General features: G+C 65.6%; 18 protein-coding genes and 2 pseudogenes. 10 read left to right on the top strand and 10 right to left on the bottom strand.

What is annotated here, in order from left to right; all coding sequences use genetic code 11:
* The first annotated feature begins 20 nt into the window (after nt 1–20).
* From ACV7NQ_RS09280 to ACV7NQ_RS09265, 4 genes and pseudogenes are all read left to right on the top strand, one after another.
* Nucleotides 21–194 carry a hypothetical protein gene (locus ACV7NQ_RS09280; RefSeq protein ID WP_463359246.1) on the top strand — a complete coding sequence of 58 codons (174 nt, stop codon included), beginning with the start codon at nt 21–23 and terminating at the stop codon, nt 192–194.
* A gap of 107 nt (nt 195–301) precedes the next feature.
* The gene (locus tag ACV7NQ_RS09275) at nt 302–1,771 is read left to right on the top strand and encodes an aldehyde dehydrogenase family protein (RefSeq protein WP_463359245.1); all 1,470 of its coding nucleotides are present in this window, start codon (nt 302–304) and stop codon (nt 1,769–1,771) included.
* 673 nt (nt 1,772–2,444) lie between these two features.
* A complete protein-coding gene (locus ACV7NQ_RS09270) occupies nt 2,445–3,077 on the top strand; it encodes a cytochrome P450 (protein ID WP_463359244.1) in 633 nt (210 codons plus the stop codon).
* A 74-nt stretch (nt 3,078–3,151) separates the two neighbouring features.
* Nucleotides 3,152–3,388, top strand: a pseudogene (locus tag ACV7NQ_RS09265) (acetyl-CoA C-acyltransferase); the annotation flags it as partial.
* A gap of 568 nt (nt 3,389–3,956) precedes the next feature.
* Here ACV7NQ_RS09265 and ACV7NQ_RS09260 read toward each other — a convergent pair.
* Complete coding sequence (locus tag ACV7NQ_RS09260; protein WP_463365593.1) at nt 3,957–4,370, bottom strand: transposase family protein; 414 nt, start codon at nt 4,368–4,370, stop codon at nt 3,957–3,959.
* A gap of 575 nt (nt 4,371–4,945) precedes the next feature.
* Here ACV7NQ_RS09260 and ACV7NQ_RS09255 point away from each other — a divergent pair.
* Together ACV7NQ_RS09255 and ACV7NQ_RS09250 are read left to right on the top strand one after the other, a co-directional pair.
* Nucleotides 4,946–6,493, top strand: coding sequence for an alkaline phosphatase family protein (locus ACV7NQ_RS09255; RefSeq protein WP_463359243.1), 1,548 nt, complete (start codon nt 4,946–4,948; stop codon nt 6,491–6,493).
* A 547-nt stretch (nt 6,494–7,040) separates the two neighbouring features.
* Nucleotides 7,041–7,232 (top strand): annotated as a pseudogene (locus ACV7NQ_RS09250) (3-oxoacyl-ACP reductase); the annotation flags it as partial.
* A 513-nt stretch (nt 7,233–7,745) separates the two neighbouring features.
* Here ACV7NQ_RS09250 and ACV7NQ_RS09245 read toward each other — a convergent pair.
* Nucleotides 7,746–7,934 (bottom strand): hypothetical protein, encoded by a 189-nt coding sequence (locus ACV7NQ_RS09245; protein ID WP_463359242.1) that lies wholly within the window; start codon nt 7,932–7,934, stop codon nt 7,746–7,748.
* A gap of 101 nt (nt 7,935–8,035) precedes the next feature.
* A complete protein-coding gene (locus ACV7NQ_RS09240; RefSeq protein WP_463359241.1) occupies nt 8,036–8,569 on the bottom strand; it encodes a recombinase family protein in 534 nt (177 codons plus the stop codon).
* Nucleotides 8,570–8,605: 36 nt separating this feature from the next.
* Between ACV7NQ_RS09240 and ACV7NQ_RS09235 the strand changes: the two genes are divergently transcribed.
* The gene (locus tag ACV7NQ_RS09235) at nt 8,606–9,331 is read left to right on the top strand and encodes a haloacid dehalogenase type II (RefSeq protein WP_463359240.1); all 726 of its coding nucleotides are present in this window, start codon (nt 8,606–8,608) and stop codon (nt 9,329–9,331) included.
* A gap of 1,060 nt (nt 9,332–10,391) precedes the next feature.
* On the opposite strand, the gene ACV7NQ_RS09230 is transcribed toward ACV7NQ_RS09235, so the two are convergent.
* The 3 genes from ACV7NQ_RS09230 to ACV7NQ_RS09220 form a co-directional block, all read right to left on the bottom strand.
* On the bottom strand, nt 10,392–10,562 hold the full coding sequence (locus tag ACV7NQ_RS09230) for a hypothetical protein (RefSeq protein ID WP_463359239.1): 171 nt from the start codon (nt 10,560–10,562) through the stop codon (nt 10,392–10,394).
* Nucleotides 10,562–10,867, bottom strand: a complete 306-nt coding sequence (locus ACV7NQ_RS09225) for a helix-turn-helix domain-containing protein (protein ID WP_463359238.1) — start codon at nt 10,865–10,867, stop codon at nt 10,562–10,564. The genes ACV7NQ_RS09230 and ACV7NQ_RS09225 overlap by 1 nt, the downstream gene beginning before the upstream one ends.
* Before the next feature lie 226 nt (nt 10,868–11,093).
* On the bottom strand, nt 11,094–11,441 hold the full coding sequence (locus tag ACV7NQ_RS09220) for a hypothetical protein (protein WP_463359237.1): 348 nt from the start codon (nt 11,439–11,441) through the stop codon (nt 11,094–11,096).
* A gap of 112 nt (nt 11,442–11,553) precedes the next feature.
* On the opposite strand from ACV7NQ_RS09220, the gene ACV7NQ_RS09215 reads away from it, so the two are divergent.
* Nucleotides 11,554–11,958 (top strand): hypothetical protein, encoded by a 405-nt coding sequence (locus tag ACV7NQ_RS09215; RefSeq protein WP_463359236.1) that lies wholly within the window; start codon nt 11,554–11,556, stop codon nt 11,956–11,958.
* Between the two features lie 12 nt (nt 11,959–11,970).
* Entirely contained in the window at nt 11,971–12,558 is a 588-nt protein-coding gene (locus ACV7NQ_RS09210; RefSeq protein WP_463359235.1) for a tyrosine-type recombinase/integrase, read from the top strand.
* Nucleotides 12,559–12,730: 172 nt separating this feature from the next.
* Here ACV7NQ_RS09210 and ACV7NQ_RS09205 read toward each other — a convergent pair whose 3' ends face one another.
* From ACV7NQ_RS09205 to ACV7NQ_RS09190, 4 genes are all read right to left on the bottom strand, one after another.
* Nucleotides 12,731–13,489, bottom strand: coding sequence for a MerR family transcriptional regulator (locus tag ACV7NQ_RS09205; protein ID WP_463359234.1), 759 nt, complete (start codon nt 13,487–13,489; stop codon nt 12,731–12,733).
* A 117-nt stretch (nt 13,490–13,606) separates the two neighbouring features.
* Nucleotides 13,607–13,777: a hypothetical protein gene (locus ACV7NQ_RS09200; RefSeq protein WP_463359233.1), complete on the bottom strand. Its 171-nt coding sequence runs from the start codon at nt 13,775–13,777 to the stop codon at nt 13,607–13,609.
* Nucleotides 13,778–13,789: 12 nt separating this feature from the next.
* A complete protein-coding gene (locus ACV7NQ_RS09195; protein ID WP_463359232.1) occupies nt 13,790–14,656 on the bottom strand; it encodes a hypothetical protein in 867 nt (288 codons plus the stop codon).
* Nucleotides 14,657–14,744: 88 nt separating this feature from the next.
* Nucleotides 14,745–16,172 carry a zinc-dependent metalloprotease gene (locus ACV7NQ_RS09190; RefSeq protein WP_463359231.1) on the bottom strand — a complete coding sequence of 476 codons (1,428 nt, stop codon included), beginning with the start codon at nt 16,170–16,172 and terminating at the stop codon, nt 14,745–14,747.
* Nucleotides 16,173–16,299: 127 nt separating this feature from the next.
* Here ACV7NQ_RS09190 and ACV7NQ_RS09185 point away from each other — a divergent pair, with 127 nt between their 5' ends.
* Entirely contained in the window at nt 16,300–17,325 is a 1,026-nt protein-coding gene (locus ACV7NQ_RS09185) for a YlbL family protein (RefSeq protein ID WP_463359230.1), read from the top strand.

Here is a 17,325-nt window from a genome sequence, read left to right as displayed (position 1 = left end):
CGACCTGTGAACCTTCAGCGGTGGTTGGCCATGCCTTCTGGGTGATAGTGCGGCGTGACGATCGTGACTACGGTCCACATCCAATCGACAACTCGGACCCGGAATTCCTGGCTAGGATGCGCGAGCTGGCCGCGACGAACTCCGACGCTCCACGCACGATCCTGGCCGACCAGGGCTACTTCGAGGTGCTGTAATCAGCGACCGCGTGACCCGTCGTCCGGCGCCGAACCGGAAGGCAACCGTACACGAGGCCTGCGCGATCGCAGGCACCCACTCATCATCGTTCAGCAAGGACAGCATCATGGGACTGCTCACATCCGGCGACTGGGAAGGCCGGATCTACGACGGCTCTTGGTACCCCGCGCTCGGTGGCACGGTCGACATCGTCGAGCCCGCAACCGGTGAACGCCTGGCCACCGCGGGCTTCGCCAATTCCGAAGACATGGCAGCCGCGGTCCGCGGTGCCGTCGTGGCTCAGCGGAAGTGGGCCGCCATGCCGTACACCGAGCGGGCCGCGGTGCTGCGCCGCGCGGCCGAGCTCTGGGAATTGCACGGTGAGGAAATCCGCTCGTGGCTCATCCGCGAGACCGGAGCGCCGCGCCGCAAAGCGGCCTACGAGGTCCGCGGCGCCGTGGAGGAGTCGGTCGAAGCCGCCGGGCTGCCCGCATTGCCCATCGGTGAGGTGCTGCCCATCCGCGGCGGGCTGCTGAGTATGACGCGGCGGGTGCCCGTCGGTGTCGTCGCCGTTATCACTCCGTTCAATGCCCCGCTCAAGCTGGCCATCCGTTCCGTCGCGCCGGCCCTGGCGCTCGGCAACGCGGTCGTCCTCAAGCCGGACCCGCGGACGCCGGTCTCGGGGGGTGTGGTGCTCGCGCGGATCTTCGAGGAGGCGGGGCTGCCCGCGGGTGTGCTGCACGTCGTGCCCGGGGACGCGGAAGCGAGCGCGGCGCTGGTCGCCGACCCGGAGGTGCGGGCGGTGTCCTTTACCGGATCGACGCCGGCCGGGCGAGCAGTCGGCGAGCAGGCCGGGCGACGCTTCATCCACCAACACCTCGAGCTGGGTGGCAACTCCGCACTCGTCGTACTCGACGATGCGGATGTAGAACGGGCCGTCGCGGCGGCCATGTATGGCACCTTCTTCCACCAGGGGCAGATCTGCATGGCCAGCGGTCGCCACCTCGTCCACGAGTCGATCTACGAGCGGTTCGTGCAGCGGCTCACCGAACGCGCCGACAAGCTGACCGTTGGCAACCCGGCGGTCGACGACGTCGCCCTCGGCCCGCTCATCGATGAACGCCAACGCGACAAGGTGCACCAACTGGTCACCGCCAGCGTGGCCGCGGGTGCCCGGATCACCTGTGGTGGTAGCTACGACCAGCTGTTTTACCGCCCAACCGTGCTGGCCGACACCGCGCCCGGGATCCCCAGCTACGACAACGAGGTCTTCGGCCCCGTCGCGTCCGTGGCCTCCTTCGACAGCATCGACAAGGCCGTCGAGCTGGCGGCCGACAGTTCATTCGGGCTCTCGCTCGGTATCCTCACCGCCGATGTCGCCCGCGGCCTGGAGCTGGCGGAGCGGATACCGACCGGTACCGCCCACGTCAACGACCAGCCGATCAACGATGCCGCCAACGCCCCGATGGGCGGGATGTCGGACTCCGGCACGGCGGCCACTCGCTTCGGCGGGCCGGTCGCGAACATCGCGGCCTACACAACGACTCGATGGATCACCGCCCACACCAAAATCCCCGACTATGCGATGGAGAACTAGCCCGGCGCCGAAGCGAATGAGTGCCGCGCCCCGACTCCTCCGGTCGCGGGCGCGGCCACCAGTACCACTCCCACCGAAAAGCGGATCCGCATGACGAGTAGCACCACGGCCACCGAGCAGTCACCACGGCCACCGAGCATGGACAACCCATCGTCGCCCAAGACGGCGAGCCCCCGCGCACATCGCAGGGATTCGCCGCGTCGCTGGTCTGGGCGACGACAACGGACACCGTTCTGGGCGGTGTGCTGAGCGATCCGACGCCCACCACCCGCTCGTTCGTGCCCCCGCCCAGGTGGCGAGTTCAAGCCGTTGTGGCCTGATCACGTCGACCGCGAAGAACTGGCCGCGGCGGTTTCCCCGACCACCGAACTGCGCAAGCTCGATGCTGTCTAGGTGCGGGGTGGCGGGATCGCGGAAGCTGGAGGTCGCCGGGGCGTCCCATCGAGTTGTGGCGGCCGGAGTGCCGTTGGTGCGTCCGGACGCGCAGGTGTTCGACGCGATGTTGGAGGGGTGGCGACAGAAGTTGCTCACCGGGTCTAAATACCGACCAGATGACCGACGACCACGCGGAGGCCGTCCGGGCATTCATGGACAAGCGCGAGGTTTCGTTACAAGCCCTGACCAAGCATTACTGGGGCCAGATCCGGACTACCCGGGCACGCTCGGCTTCATTGTGCGGGCGGAGCTCGGCGGCAAGAAACTGACTCATCAGGAGGCGCTCTCGCTGGTGACCACGCTCGTGATTGCCGGGCAGGAGACCACGGTCAACGGGATCGCCAGCCTACTGTGGCTGGTAGGCACGCACCCCGAGGTCAAGAGGCGTCTGCTCGAAGACCACTCGCTGATTCCGCAGACCATAAAGGAGGCTCTTCGTCTCGAGTCGCCGGTCGCGATGATGGGCCGCACAGCGACGCGTCCCATGGAGGTGGGCGGAGTGACCGTCGCGCCTGGGACGAAGGTCGGCCTCTTCTTCGGAGCCGCCAACCTTGACGCGACACAATTCGACAATCCCAACGTCTTCGACATCGACCGGAATGGGCAGCCACACGTGAGCTTTGGGCACGGCATTCACCGGTGCCTGGGCGAGCACCTGGCCCGCCTCGAGATGTGCGTCGCGCTCGAGCGGGTGCTCGACCGCATTCCGGACTACGAGGTCGACGGCGAAGTTACGGTGGGAACAAATTTCCCGATGAATCGCGGCCTGCTCGCACTGCCCGTCAAGTTCGCACCTCGCTCGAAGCTCGGAACCGGGGGAGCGGCACCGACCGGACTCAAGCAGCAGGAAGCGCCCGATGATCACGGCTGAATTGCCAGCTCCCCAGTCCCACTATTAGCGGCAGTGTTGTGGGTGCCAAGGCCCAGTAGCTAGGCGTGAGCTGAATCGCCGAGGTCGGCGCCGCAGTCGTGGTGGCCGGCCCGGATTCCACGCTGCAGGAGTATTCCGCCAACGTCATCGCAAAAGCCTTTGCGCGCGAGTAGATTTCGCGCAGCGATCCGGATTTGGTCCAGATCAGCGAGGCGTTCGCGGCGGTCGGGATCGCCTCGCCCTGCAGAAGGGTGATCGATCGGGAGAAAGTGAACATCAACGGCTATGCCATCGCAGTCAGCCACCGGTTACTCCAGCGTCAGGTGCAGCATGATCCGCGCCCGTGCTGACCCGTGGTCGGCTGCTGGCGGTGTCCCTGGCCGGGCAAGTCTCCGCTCGCCCACCGGGCCCGCGACTGCCCGGAAACAGCCCGTTGGCGCGTGCACACCGGACACGTTCCCGCTGAACGACTTTGCGTGCGCCATGGCGTCACCGTGCCGATGACAGACGACTACGCGCCGACGAACGCGACCGATTCGCCGCGTTGTCCGTGGGCATTGTGAGCGCCGGATTCGTAGGCATCTTCAGCACTGCCCAACAGACTGAGGTGCTTGAGATTCTCCTCAGCTGACCCATCAGGCCGAGGTGCTTGGCAATCGCACCGGGCTTGTGCCCACGCGCCAGCAGCTCCTGCTCGAACCCGGCAGCGAACTCCACCAGAGGGCCCTCGCCAGCCATCCACCCAGTCGTTCCCATCGTCACTCCTCTCCGACACGGAAGCAGCCTGCTCCCGCAACCAAAGAGTGCGACTTCTGGAATTACCCCGAGCCAAGAACCAGCAATCAGAACCAATCACACACTGCCACAGAAACTCTCGTGTCAACCCTGCAAGACATCGGGATAATTGCCGGGTCGGGATAAGTCGACACCCAGCACCGTGATCGTGCCGACCGGCGGATCCGGGATGCCGCGAACCAGCCGCAGCAGTGTGTCCCGGCTGGCCGACAATCCCAGCCGGTGCGTCAAGCGTGCGCCGGCGCGACCGGCCAACGCCAGCCCGATCTCGGTGAGCATCGCGGTCAACTGGCTTGTCCGGCGCGACCACTTGGTTGTGAGGCCGTCGACCTGTTCAGCGTAAGTCTTTGCCGCGCAGTCGGTGTTCGCGCAGAAGAACCGCCGCACGACCAGTAGCAGAACCACCCCGCGGCCAGCGATAGCAGCATCGGCGAGCCGACGCCTGTAGCGGGAATGAACACGCGCCGAAGTCGTTTCGCACCTGGGACACCGGGCCATCGAGGTGGCAACGACAGCGTCCACGACCACGGTGTTACCCTCGCTGCGAACGTCGCCGATCACCAGATCTGTGAAGTGCGGCAAGAACTTTCGAACCAGATCACCAAAGCACGCCCGCTACCATCGCCCATCATCAACCGGATCCGACGGCAACACGCCGACCAGCAGCATCACGGTATCTGCGCCAGAACCCTTCTACCTGGCAGCCGACACCCCGTCCAGCTCCAAATGGCGAAGCACAGCCCAACCACATACCCCCCTCGCCACAAAAAGGCGGAACGGACAGGTGTAGTGAGTGATTGCGTGCACGGTGTAGGTGGCCTGGTGATGAGGCGATGGGGCAAGAAGAAGGTGGGGTTGGTGTCGGTGGTCGAGCGCATGATGAACGGTTCACACGATCGGCCTCCGCGCCCGCTTCGACCTGGGGTTGACTGGTAGGGAGAAAAGTCACGCTAAGACAGGTCGCTGAGTGTCCTCAGCAGATCTTCAGAGACCACGAGACTCTTAAGGCGTACGGTGATCGCGTGCAATCCCTCTGGCACAACGCTCCTCGACCGAGACGGGAGAACATCGGTATGGGTATGACGCGAAAGCTCGGTGCGGTATCGGTCGTCCTCGGGCTGGTCGCGCTGTCGGCGGGGTGCGCATCGGCGCCGAAGGCCGTCGACGCGACCGGGATCCACAAGATCAAACACGTTATCGTGGTCATGCAGGAGAACCGGTCGTTCGACCAGTACTTCGGTACTTATCCCGGAGCCGATGGCATCCCGGCCAATGTCTGTGTCCCCAACCCGGTCACGCACGGCTGCGACCAACCCTTTCACGACACCTCCGACGTCAGTCACGGCGGCCCGCACACGCACGACGCCTATCTCGCGGATGTCAACGGCGGCAAGATGGACGGTTTCATCGCCCAGGCCGAGGCCGGGCGGAAGGCCTGCGCGGATCCGAACGATCCCGTGTGCTCGGTCGGCGCCGGAACTGCGGATGTGATGGGTTATCGCGACCAGCACGAGATCCCCAACTATTGGGCCTATGCGCAGAACTTCGTGCTGCAGGACCACATGTTCGAGCCGAACAGCTCCTGGAGCCTGCCCGCTCACCTGTTCATGGTGTCGCTGTGGTCGGCCTACTGCACCCAGCACGACAACCCGTCCAGCTGCACGAACGCCGTTCAGGCACCGGGCAATCCGCCCGACTTCGGTAACAAGCACGCCGTGCTTGAACGTCTGATCCAGAACGGCATCGAACCGGAAGATCTCCAGCAGCCCGGGAAGCTGACCGAGGCGCAGATCGAACAGTTGAAGACTGCCGGGATCACGCCGGATGTGTTGCGGCAGGCCGAATCCGCGGGCTCGGTGACCACAAACCCGGCCAAACCCGCCGGACCGATCTACGCCTGGACCGATCTGACCTATCTGCTGCACAAGAACAATGTGTCGTGGGGCTATTACGTGATGAAAGGCACCGAACCCGACTGCGAAGACGACCAGATGGCGTGCGGTTCGGTGAAGCAGAAAAACACCACACCCGGCATCTGGAACCCGCTGCCCTGGTTCGACACTGTGCACGCCGACGGACAGGAGGGCAACATCCAGGATCTGACCAACCTCTACAAGCAGGCCAAGGACGGCACACTGCCCGCGGTCAGCTGGATCGCCCCCTCCAACGAGGTCAGCGAACATCCGCCGGCCAAGATCAGCACGGGCCAGTCCTACGTCACCAACCTGATCAACACCGTCATGCAAGGGCCGGACTGGGACTCGACGGCAATCTTTCTGTCCTGGGATGACTGGGGTGGTTTCTACGATCACGTGAACCCGCCGACGGTCGACCAGAACGGCTACGGTCTGCGCGTGCCCGGCTTGGTCATCAGCCCCTACGCCAAACAGGGGTACGTCGATCACCAGACCCTGTCGTTCGACGCCTACGACAAGTTCATCGAGGACGCGTTCCTCGGCGGGCAACGCGTCGATCCTGCCAGCGACGGCCGTCCCGACCCGCGTCCAGACGTCCGGGAGAATGCCACCCAACTAGGCGATGTGACCGCCGCCTTCGATTTCGCCCAGCAACCGCGCAAGCCGCTCGTGCTGCCGGTCAACCCTTCCACGGACCTGAAATAGCCGACCGGCCAACCGAATCGACAGGGATTCCAGCCGAAGCTGTCTGAACGCGGAACGGTCGGCGAAACCATACGGCGACAGCATCGTTCAGGGTCGCGTCGGTTCGTCAATTCCGAACCTCAATCATATTCGCCGCCGTGTGCGTCTCAACACCCCGCCTGCGCCGGTGAACCGCACAGCGAACAAAATCCAGAAAACACCGATGACGTCTCCCGAGGCGGGCATAGGCCAGGCATAGGCTGCGGTAACCCCGGACCTCTCATAAACGGTCCATTCCGAAAGTAAGAACAATGTCCGAAGTCGTGTTCACTGCTGACATGCGGATTCTGGTGTGAGTGAACAGGACTCGGACATCCGCGTGTCATGAACTCGTGTGCACTACGGTGCTTTTCGCTCGTACTCGTGTTCACGACGGTTAGCGGTTCTGGGCCGGCTCAGCTTGTGGCGGTCTCGGCCTGCAGGTAGCTGTAGACGGTCTGCTCGGCGGCGTCGTCAACGAGTACAGACACGCGACCTGACCAGCACCAGCGAGTTTCCGAACGGCACACGGTACAACGTCACCGTCAATACCGTTGCGTTCGGTTTCATCAAGACGCGGCTCACCGAGGCCAGCGCCACCGGCGAGAGAACCATCGACGTACAGTGTCGGCAGCTGAAGGTCGGCGTCAACCCCGATCTGCTCGCCGCGATGGAACGGATGATCCCGCTCGGCCGGGCAGGCCAGCCCGCCGAAGCCGCGGTCTACCTTGCATTGAGAACCAGTGAGGGCACCTTCCGTCAGCGCACCGAGATCACCAAGGCCCAGCGTGACCTCCTCACACGCCCTGAACGTCGACGCGCCGCCCCACTCTACCAGCTCACACCAGCCGCGGACTCCTGACCAGCACGGACTCCGCCGCCTAGATGCACGCCGTCTGCCCAGTCGACGGTGTGTTTTCACACGTCAACAGCCATATTCGCCGGCTAGACCACTACATCAAGTGCGGAACCCAGGCGACATTCCGCGCAGGTGAGCACACCCATCCACGCGAAACTCTCGTGCGGAGCATCCAGCCAGCCCGTGCCCGGATTCCACCGCTTGATCGCCATCCCACCCGCAACCGGCTCCCAGTACACGAACACGGGCTTGGGCACCGTTCAGGCCGCCGCCCCGCCGACCGGCATCCTCCGCGAGTCCAGATCATGCACGAACGGCGCACCATCGGTTCGAACAGCGTCCCGTCCTCGGCGCGAACCTGCTGCAACCCCGCCATCACGTACTGCAAGTAATAGGCCACCCGGTGTCGGCCTGCGCCAGCAGCACCGCGTCGGCGGCATCGAGCTGCCCGTTCACCCGCTCGGGCTGGGAGAACCATGACCGCGGCATCTCCTCCCCGGTCGCGGGGTCGATGCAGGAATGGGCCATGAACACCTTCTCGGCCGCGCGCACCGTGTCGAGCACGCTCTGACCGATCCGCTACGCCTCGCTCAGCTCGGGCACCTGTGGGAACACGGAACTCACGCGACGACACCGGTGTGCAGCCGAAGTCTCCGCGCAGGAGGTCACGCAGGCGCGGCAGTAGCCGGGCGGTGCCGGTCAGTCATGCCACGATGTCGATTGCACCGCCCTTGCGAGTCAGGGTGGCGCACCGGTTCGGCATGTCCAGATCCGGAGCGCGCCGACCATGCCCTGTGACAGCGCAGTCCGTGCACGCCCCGACGCCCGATATCCATAGCAAGCGCCCGGGGATGGTGAGTTGCCGACGCATCATCAGGTTGTCGGACGGTCGGCTGCGCGCAGGTCTGTGCGACGATGTAGCGGCGCTTGCCGTGTTCGTCTAGTTCGTCGTACATCTGCCGGGCCAGCTGGACCTGCCGGGGGCCGAGTTTGGGTTTCTGGCCGCCGGTACGTCCGCGGGCGCGGGCTGCGGCCAGCCCGTCGCGGGTGCGTTCGGACATCAGTGCGTGCTCGAATTCGGCTATCGCGCCGAGGATTTGGAAGAACATGCGGCCGACGGCGGTGGAGGTGTCGATGCCCTGGTCGAGCACCACCAGGTCCGCACCCCGGTCCTGGAGCGTCTTGGACAACTCGGCCAAGCGCAATCGAAATCATGAACGGGAAGGAAGTCTCCAGTGTCGAAGTTCGACCCGGCATCAATTCGGGTAGTGGCCTGCGACATCTTCGGCACGACTGTTGATTGGCGCACCGGGGTCGCCGAGCAGGTCGCTCAGATCGTCAAAGATCATGGCCAGAGCCTGGACGCCAATGCGTTCGCCGATGCCTGGCGCGATCGCTACCTACCATCCCTGGAACGCGTGAACCGTGGCGAGCGTGACTGGGTCTACCTCGACACGCTGCACCGGGAATCACTGGACGAACTACTCGACGACTACGGCGTCGCGAGCGCGCTCGACGACACCGCGCGCCGGCGACTTGTCCACACCTGGCACCGGCTACCCGCCTGGGAGGACGCGGTGCAGGGCTTGGCCCGGTTGCGGCGCCACTTCGTGGTAACCGCCTTGTCGAACGGAGGTTTCGCGCTGCTGACGAACCTGGCCAAGGCCGCGAGCCTTCCGTTCGACTGCATCGTGTCGGCCGAGCTCGCCCGTGCCTACAAGCCGGCGCCTCGGGCCTACCGCACCGCTGCAGAGCTGCTCGACGCCGATCCAGCCCAAGTCCTCATGGTCGCCGCACACCGTTGGGACATCGACGGGGCTCGCAAGGCGGGGCTCGCGACCGCATTCCTCGAACGGCCACTGGAGAAAGGCGACCGTCGCACCGCCGACCGGGCGGCCGACGTCACCAGCGATCTCACCGTGACCGGCTTCGACCACCTGGCCGACGCTCTCGGCTGCTGAGCAACTGGACGAAACCTGACCCCCGGTACTACTCCTCCGGGTCGTCCAGCCCTTCCGGATCGCCGCAGCGCGAGAAGTTCGCGCCGGCGGGAAGTCGTGTCACGGCGTTTGAGGTGACCTCTCGGTGTGTCCAGCCCAGTGCCGGGCGCTTTCGTGCACCGCGGCGACACCGTCCTGCTGATCGGACTTGGGCAGTGCGGTAGTCGGACGGTTTCGACCTCGATAAGGCACTTAGCCGTATCGAGCTGTGATCGTTGCTGAACCCACTGCCACGATCGAGATGAGTAAGCACACCATTGCGCGACGAAGACGAACACGGCGGGCTTGGTGAAGGTAGGACGCACGCCAAAGTTCGACAATCGCTCCCCGAAGTTGCTGTTCTGGTGATTGGTCCATGACCGAGGCCTTGAAAGCGTCGAAAGTCGCCCATCTGAGACAGATAGTGGGGTAGGCGTAGACCGATGCCGCATCGTCGCGCGGTTCAGAGAACAGGGGCTCTGACCCGCGCACAGTAATCAATACCCTCGCCGCGAGAATGACCGATGCACCGACAAAGACGAGCGCACCACAGGCCGCCGCGAGAGCAATGGCGCTCGGTCCCTGAGATCCCTTGATGGAGAGAGCGAAAGCGATCCCAGCAACGACGAGGGTGTTCGTGCTCAGCACTGAACCGGCCCGCGCTGTTACACCTGCACGCAGTTGATCCTCTCGATTGATGTGCCAACGTATCGATTCCAGCGTGTGGCCCCGGGACCACGTCGGCCCTTGTGACGTCATAACCACTGCATCGTTCGGCGTGCAGGCTCTGCAACCGCTACACCGCGCCGCTGCGAACGAATTCGGCTCCGTGACAGGTCCGTTCGTCCTCGGCCGCTGCCCCTCATCCCAGTGGCCGAAGTTGAAATCCTCTGTCGGGCAACGCAAATCCATGGACTTGGCTTCCGCCGTTGCGCGATAATCTCTCTGATATGGCGACCTACTTTCATGGCGGTGTGCCGGGCAGGCGGCGCCACCAGTCGATCCTTCCCGCGGCAAAGGTCGACTACAGCGGCCCCGTCTATCAACCCAAAGCGGAATACGACCCCATCAGCGCGTCGAGCAGCTCCAGCTGCGGGACCGCACCGAGGCCGATCCGCCGGCGGCGGTCGACCTCGTTGACGTCGATCTCGTAGGTGATGCGGGCGGTGGATCCGAAGATCCGCACCTTGGCGTGAAAGGTCTTCTCGCTCATCAGGACCTCTCCACTGTGGCGTGGTCGATGTCGTTGGCTTCGGCGAGGTAGCGGTACAGGGTGGCGCGGCTGACGCCGAACGCGGCGGCGACGGCGTCGGGTTTCTGGTCGGCGGCGAGCGCGGCCTGGGCGGCGGCGAGCTGGTCGGTGGTGAGCTTGCGCGGCCGACCTGCGCGCACGCCACGAGTTGGCCATTCGACCGACAGCAGCGTGGCAAAGGCGCGCGCTGAGTTCCCGGAATTCCTCGGCGAAGACTCCAGGATGCGCCGCACTTCGCAGGGCACGTGCTCGCACGACCCGTTCACGGCCCTTCGTGCGCTCGCCACGTCCGCGGGTGTATCGGCCGGTGAAGCCAGAGCCCGTTCCAAGCAGATCAGCAAGCCCGTTCCAGCGCTTAGCTTCGGCGTGTCGCGATCGCGACACGCCGATTCAATCTTGATATAGCAATCCACCAGTTACCTCGTTGGCTCGTACCGCTGCGATGTCATCCGGTTCACCTCAACGCCCTGGCGGGGATTCCCACCAGGGTCATCAGTCACCGAATCGTTCCGCCCACCACCCTGCGTTTCGGAGCTTGTCGATGTTCTGTTGCGGCTTACCGTCGAACACGAAGCCGATCAGGTCGTCCGAGGTCGGGCGAAAACCGCGCGCCAGCTTCCAGACGGTGTCCTGGCTGGTGTATAGGTAGTACCGCCGTAACTCGCTCGGGATTGGGTCCCAGGCGACCGACACCGAGCAGCCGTCGCCTGGGTTGGCGATGATGGTGCCGGTGAGGTGAAAGTCCATGACCGACACCAGGTTTCCGCGGCGGTTGAAGGGAATGTCGTCGTCAGCGATGTTTCGTCGGGTCTGCACCGCGATGCGTTCGCCGGGCAGCATGTCGGCCACCTTGGCCTCGAAGCGAGCAGACCGAAGCCGAGGCAGGCGCTGCACCAGGCGGTCTTGCCAGTCTTCGCATGACAATCAACGAAAACAGCAGTGTGTCGATGCAGTGTCAAGACCGGCGAACTACCCGCCGTCCACGTTCGCACCGGACGCCGAAAAGGCCTGCGTATCCAACCCCCAACCACCCCGGAAGGACTGTTCTAACCACGGACTGCTGGGGCAACCCGCAGTCCTGGCACGATTCGCCGAATCGGATCAGGGAGAACGGGATTGGCGGGATCGACTCGGTGACTACCTGCGTGCCGAACGCAACCTGGGCCGCCTCGCGCCCGACGCGCAGGTCGATGCCGCGGTCGCCATGCTGGTCGGCATCTGCCACGATCAAGTCCTATCGGCGCTGGTGTCGGGGCACACCGTCTCGGCCCCGCTATCGGTCGAATCGGTGGTCGCGGCAGTACTCGACGGAATCCGCGCAACGGCAAGGGCCGCAAGGATCGCGTCACCCCCTTGACCACGGCAACCGTTGCTGCACTGCGCACCTGGCTGGCCGAATGCGGCGGCGCTGACACCGACCCGATCTTCTGGTCGATCCGGGCACCTACTCAGCCGGGACGCCATCGAGCATCTGGTCGCCAAACACGCCGGGACCGCCGCCCGCTCGAACCCGACCCTGGCGGCGAAATATGTTTCCCCGCACACCCTTCGGCACTCCGCTGCCATGGCACTGCTGCACGCCGGAGTCAACCTGTCAGTGATCGCGCTCTGGCTCGGTCACGAATCCACCCAAACCGTTCAGACCTACCTCCACGCCGACATGGCCCCCAAAGGACGCGCCCTGGCCCGGACGAAACCCAACGACAGCGCCCCTGGTCGCACCCGACGACCTGCTCGCCAAGCGGCTGCGGCGGTGACCGCGGAGAGCGCCTTGTCCAGACCGGTCCGGTTCTTGCGGGTGGTGCCGGAGAACCCTTTGTCGATGAAGATCCGATCGCGGGGGTACGCCGAGCGCGAGGAGTTGTTCGGTTTGGATCTCGACGTCTTGTTCGTCGGTGCAACAGAGGCAGTATCCGACGCGGAAGGGCTCGACCACACCGGCGATCGTTCTATATGACGGCGGTGCTTCTGCGGCGGCGGGACCTGTTCGACGACCCGTTTGTGCAGCATCGAGGAGGCGGAGGACCGGGATCCGGCCTGATTGCCGAGACAATGGGAGCGTCCCCTCCGCACTGGCCGCGGAGGGGACGCTGCATTATCCGGAATACCCCGGGCTTCCGGGCCGAGGACTACTCGCCGAGCCGCTCGTCCGCGTAGACCGCCATCGCGTCCCGATGATACTCGGCCAGGCCCTCGGCGATCTTCTCGTAGTTCGTCTTGAACCGCTCGTCGTCCACGTACATCTGCCCCACGCACTTGTACGCGCTCCGGTTCGGGGTCCAGAAGCGGCACATGCCCTGGTAATGCGTGTGGATCTCAGCCTGGACCGCCGGGTCGTCGACCGGCGTGCCGGCGGCCATGAACTCGGCCATACGGATCATCGCCGCGGTCACCTCACGCTGCATGCTCTCGACGTCCTCGGCGGTCATCGTCGCGGTGGAGCGCCGGGACTGTTCGAACTCCTCCGGCCAGCGCTCTCGGGCCTCGTCGTCGTATTGCGTGTGGTCGAAGCCCTCGAACAGGTTCTCCGGGCGGTTGATCTTGACTGCCATCTCCGTCTTCCCTTCGAGTTCGGCGATGGTGCGCGCCACGGTGTCAGCCATCCGCGCCAGGCGGTTACGCTCTCCGAGGAGGCGGATGTGCTGCCGTTTGAGGGCGGCGAGCGTGTCCGGCTCGGAGTCGACCGCCGCAGCGATCTCGGCGAGGCTCAGGCCGAGCTCGCGCAGGACGAGGATCTGCTGCAGGCGCAGCAGTTGCTCCTCCTCGTAGTAGCGGTAACCGTTGGTGCCCACATAGGCGGGCTCGAGCAGTCCGATGTCGTCGTAATGCCGCAAGGTGCGGGCGGTGACGCCCGACATCCTCGCCACATCCGCGATCGACCAGCTCATGGCGCTTCCCATCGTTGTGTGAGGCCGGTCCGTCCGGCCTCGTCTTCGACGGTAAAAGTTGCCATTACGTGAAGGTCAAGCGGGAAAGCGCCGGATCAGCTGAGAATTCGATCGCTGCTACCCGCCGAGGGCCAAGCGGCTGTTCAGTTTCGGTTCGACTTCGCCGTACGGGAGTACGTGCGACCATAACAGCGGGGTCAGGCCGCGTTCGTCCTCGGCGGGTAGCACGCCGTTCCAGTCGGGGTCGGCCAGGATGTCCTGGATCATCAGCACATTGACGTACATCATAGGGACTCGGCATCAGGCGTTCGCACCAGCGGAAATCGCGCGGCATCCGCAGGCGGCATGCGGTGCCCATCGTCGTCGCTCGACCAGATGCGAATCAAGATCCAATTCGAGCGTGGTGTCCAGGGTCGCAGGTGCCCGGAGCGCCGAGCACGCCAGGATCGCCTCGAGTTCGCCGAGCGCCAGCGCCGCCGTGGCCGCGATCCCGGCCGGCGACGCGTGCCCGACCCGCCCGAGCAGTTGGGCGGCCAGGTGCGGCCACTCGGGATCGTAGTCGCAGCGGGTCAGGTCCAGGCAGCGCAGGCAGCTGGTTTCGCCGGGCAGCACGAACGGGCCGATCAAACCAATACCGTCGCGAATTCGAACGTGCACGTGCGGAATCCTGTGTAGTACAAGCTCACTGGCCAGGCGCGGGTCGATCACCAGCGAGTCCGTCAGCACCACGAGATCGGCTCGCCAGCCGACCACCGAGGCATCCGGACCGTAGGCGCGCGAGCGGCTCGGCCGCAGCCCCATTCGGCGTAGTCCCGTCGACGCCGCATCAGCGAGCGGTCCGAGGCCGTGCACCCGCACCGAGCGGATCCGTCCGGTCGGGTCGTCGGGGTGCACGAGCAGGCCCGCGCTGTCGATCTCGGTCAGCAACGCCAGCACCTGTTCCGGTGTGATGCCACATTCCCCGGCTCGCCACATGAGCTGCGGCCGGGTCTGTAGCCCGTCCAGCAGGCGCAGGAAGGCGAGGACGGTATCGACATCCAGTTCGGCCGGATGCAGCAACAGGGCGCCTTCCGGATCCCAGCCGAGCTGGACCACGCCGGAGGGCCGCACCAGGATGGTCACCCGGGGATGGAGCATCGGACCGCGCGGACGGATCGTGATTGTCATGGCCAGGAGTATGGCGACCACGCAATGCCCGACGTACCGCGAATCCCGCAGTTATCCACAGGAATTCGCGTCACCAACAGGACAGTCCTCAGGACGCGTCGCTGTCTCTACCGAGGTCGGGGCCGGACTTGCCCTTGTCCTGTGCCGACTCGGCCTGCTTGCGCTCGGCCGCATCGCGTTCGCGGGCTTCGGTTGCCGCGAGCTGGGCCAGCGGATCGTCGAATGCGGTTGTGCCGCCGCCGATCACCGAGTCGATGAAACCGGCGGGGGAGTCCAGATCGTCGGAATCGGGCAGCAGATCCGGGTGCGCCCACACGCCGTCCCTGGCCTCCATGCCCGCGTCGGTGGTCAGGCGCCGCCACAGTGCCGCCGCCTCGCGCAGCTTGCGCGGCCGCAATTCCAGACCGACCAGGGTCACGAAGGTCTGCTCGGCGGGACCGCCGGTGGCGCGGCGCCTGCGCAGCGTTTCGGCGAGAGCGCCCGCGCCGGGCAGACGATCGCCCACCGCGTCGGTGACCACCACCTCGACCCAGCCTTCGATCAGCGCGAGCAGTGTCTCCAGCCGTTCGAGGGCCTGCTTCTGTTCCGGGGTGGTCTGCGGTTCGAAGGCGCCCTGCGACAGGATCTCCTCGAGCTTCGACGGATCGCTCAGCGACATCGGATCGATGCCCTGGGCGGCCTCCTGCAGCGCGGAGAAGTCCATCTTGATACCGCGCGCGTAGTCCTCGACGGCGCCGAGCACCTGCTGGCGCAGCCACGGCACATGGCCGAACAGCCGCTGATGCGCCGCCTCACGCGCGGCGAGGAACACCAGGATCTCGCTCTCGGGCTGCTCCAGCCCGGCACTGAACTCCGAGATGGCCGCGGGCAGCAGCGCCGCGGTGCCGCTCGGTCCCAGCGGCAGACCGATATCGGTGGAAGTCAGTACCTCCTTGGCCAGCTGCCCGAGCGCCTGGCCAAGTTGCGATCCGAACGCGAGGCCGCCCATCTGGCCGAGCATCCCCACCATCGGGCCCGCGAATTCCCTTGCCTCCTCGGGCAATTGCGCGGTCCACATGACGGAGATTTGCTCGGCGACCGGGTCGCACAGCCGCTTCCAGGTCGGCAGCGTCTCCTCGATCCAGTCGTTGGCCGTCCAGGCCACGGCCTTGGTCGCGCCCGCGGGCAGCGTGGTCGCACCGTCGAGCCACAGTTCGGCGAGGTGCGCGGCGTCGGTCACGGCGCTGGTGGCGCCCGAGGTCAGCGGGGTCACGCTCGACCCGAGCTGCTGGCGGGCCAGCCGCTTGGCCACGTCGTAGTTCACCGGACCGGTCTGCGCCGAGCCCGGCTGCCCCATGCCGCTGAGCATCTGCCCGAGCGAGGTCAGCATCTGCCCGAGCTGCGCAGGATCGAAGCCGCCTGCACCGGGCCCGCCGATGCCGAACGGGTTATTGGCCTCGGGACCGCCCGGCTCCTCGCCGCGCTTGCGCGCGTCGTCGTCATCGCGATTCGAGAATCCGAAGGGGTGGTCACTCATACTCCTTACGTTACGCGTGTGGCATAGGGCATTTGTGTTCGCGCGGCGCGAAATCGGTGGACGCCGGAACGTGGCGAATGCGTGCCTCTGCCGCCCATCGCAGGGGCGCAACACTACTGTGGTCGAGGTGAATCGTCGGATCCTTACCCTTGTGGCCGCTCTGATCCCGGTGCTCGTGCTCGGCGTCGCCGGCAGTGTGTTCACCGTGCCGTTCGTCGCGCTCGGACCCGGGCCAACGTTCAATACGCTCGGCGAAGTGGAGGGTAGGCAGGTCGTCGACGTGCAGGGCGCCGTGCTCGACCCCACCACCGGGCATCTGAACATGACCACCGTGTCGGTGCGTGATGGATTGAACATCTTCGAGGCGTTGGGATTCTGGGTCAGCGGTGAACACGGCCTGGTACCGCGGGCCGAGGTGTACCCGCCCGGCGTGCCGCGTCAGGAAATCGACAAGTCCAACCAGCAGGACTTCAAGGACTCCGAGGGCAACGCCGAGGTCGCCGCGCTGCACTACCTGAACCTGCCCACCGTGGTGCTGGTGCGCAAGGTCGGCGACGACGGCCCCGCCAAGAACGTGCTCGCCGCGGGTGACGAGCTGATCAGCATCAATGGCGCCCCGATCAACACGCCCAAGGACGTGGTGGCCGCGGTGTCCACACAGCCGCCGGGCAGCCAGATCACCGTGACGTATCGGCGGGACAATGCCGAGCAGGCCGCCACCATCACCCTCGCCGCCCGCCCGGACGACGCGACAAAGGGCTATCTGGGCCTGACGCCGAGCGAAGGCGCGCGCCCACCGATGGCCGTCGCCTTCAACCTGGCCGATATCGGCGGGCCCTCGGCCGGTTTGATGTTCAGCCTCGCGTTGATCGACAAGCTCTCGCCGGGTGAACTCGACGGCGGCAAGTTCGTCGCGGGCACCGGCACCATCGACCAGGACGGCAAGGTCGGCCCGATCGGTGGCATCCAATACAAGATGTTGGCCGCCCACGACGCGGGCGCGGAAACCTTCCTGGTCCCCGCCGCCAATTGCAACGAGGCCAAGCAGCGCACCCCCGACGGCCTGCGACTGGTGAAGGTCGACAACCTCAACGGCGCCGTGCAATCGCTCAACGACATCAACGCGGGCAAGCCCACCGTCAGCTGCGGCTGA

Source organism: Nocardia sp. Tas62D01 (genome assembly GCF_055232035.1).
Note: the sequence above shows the minus strand (reverse complement) of the source record. Positions and strands in the feature narration are given on the sequence as shown.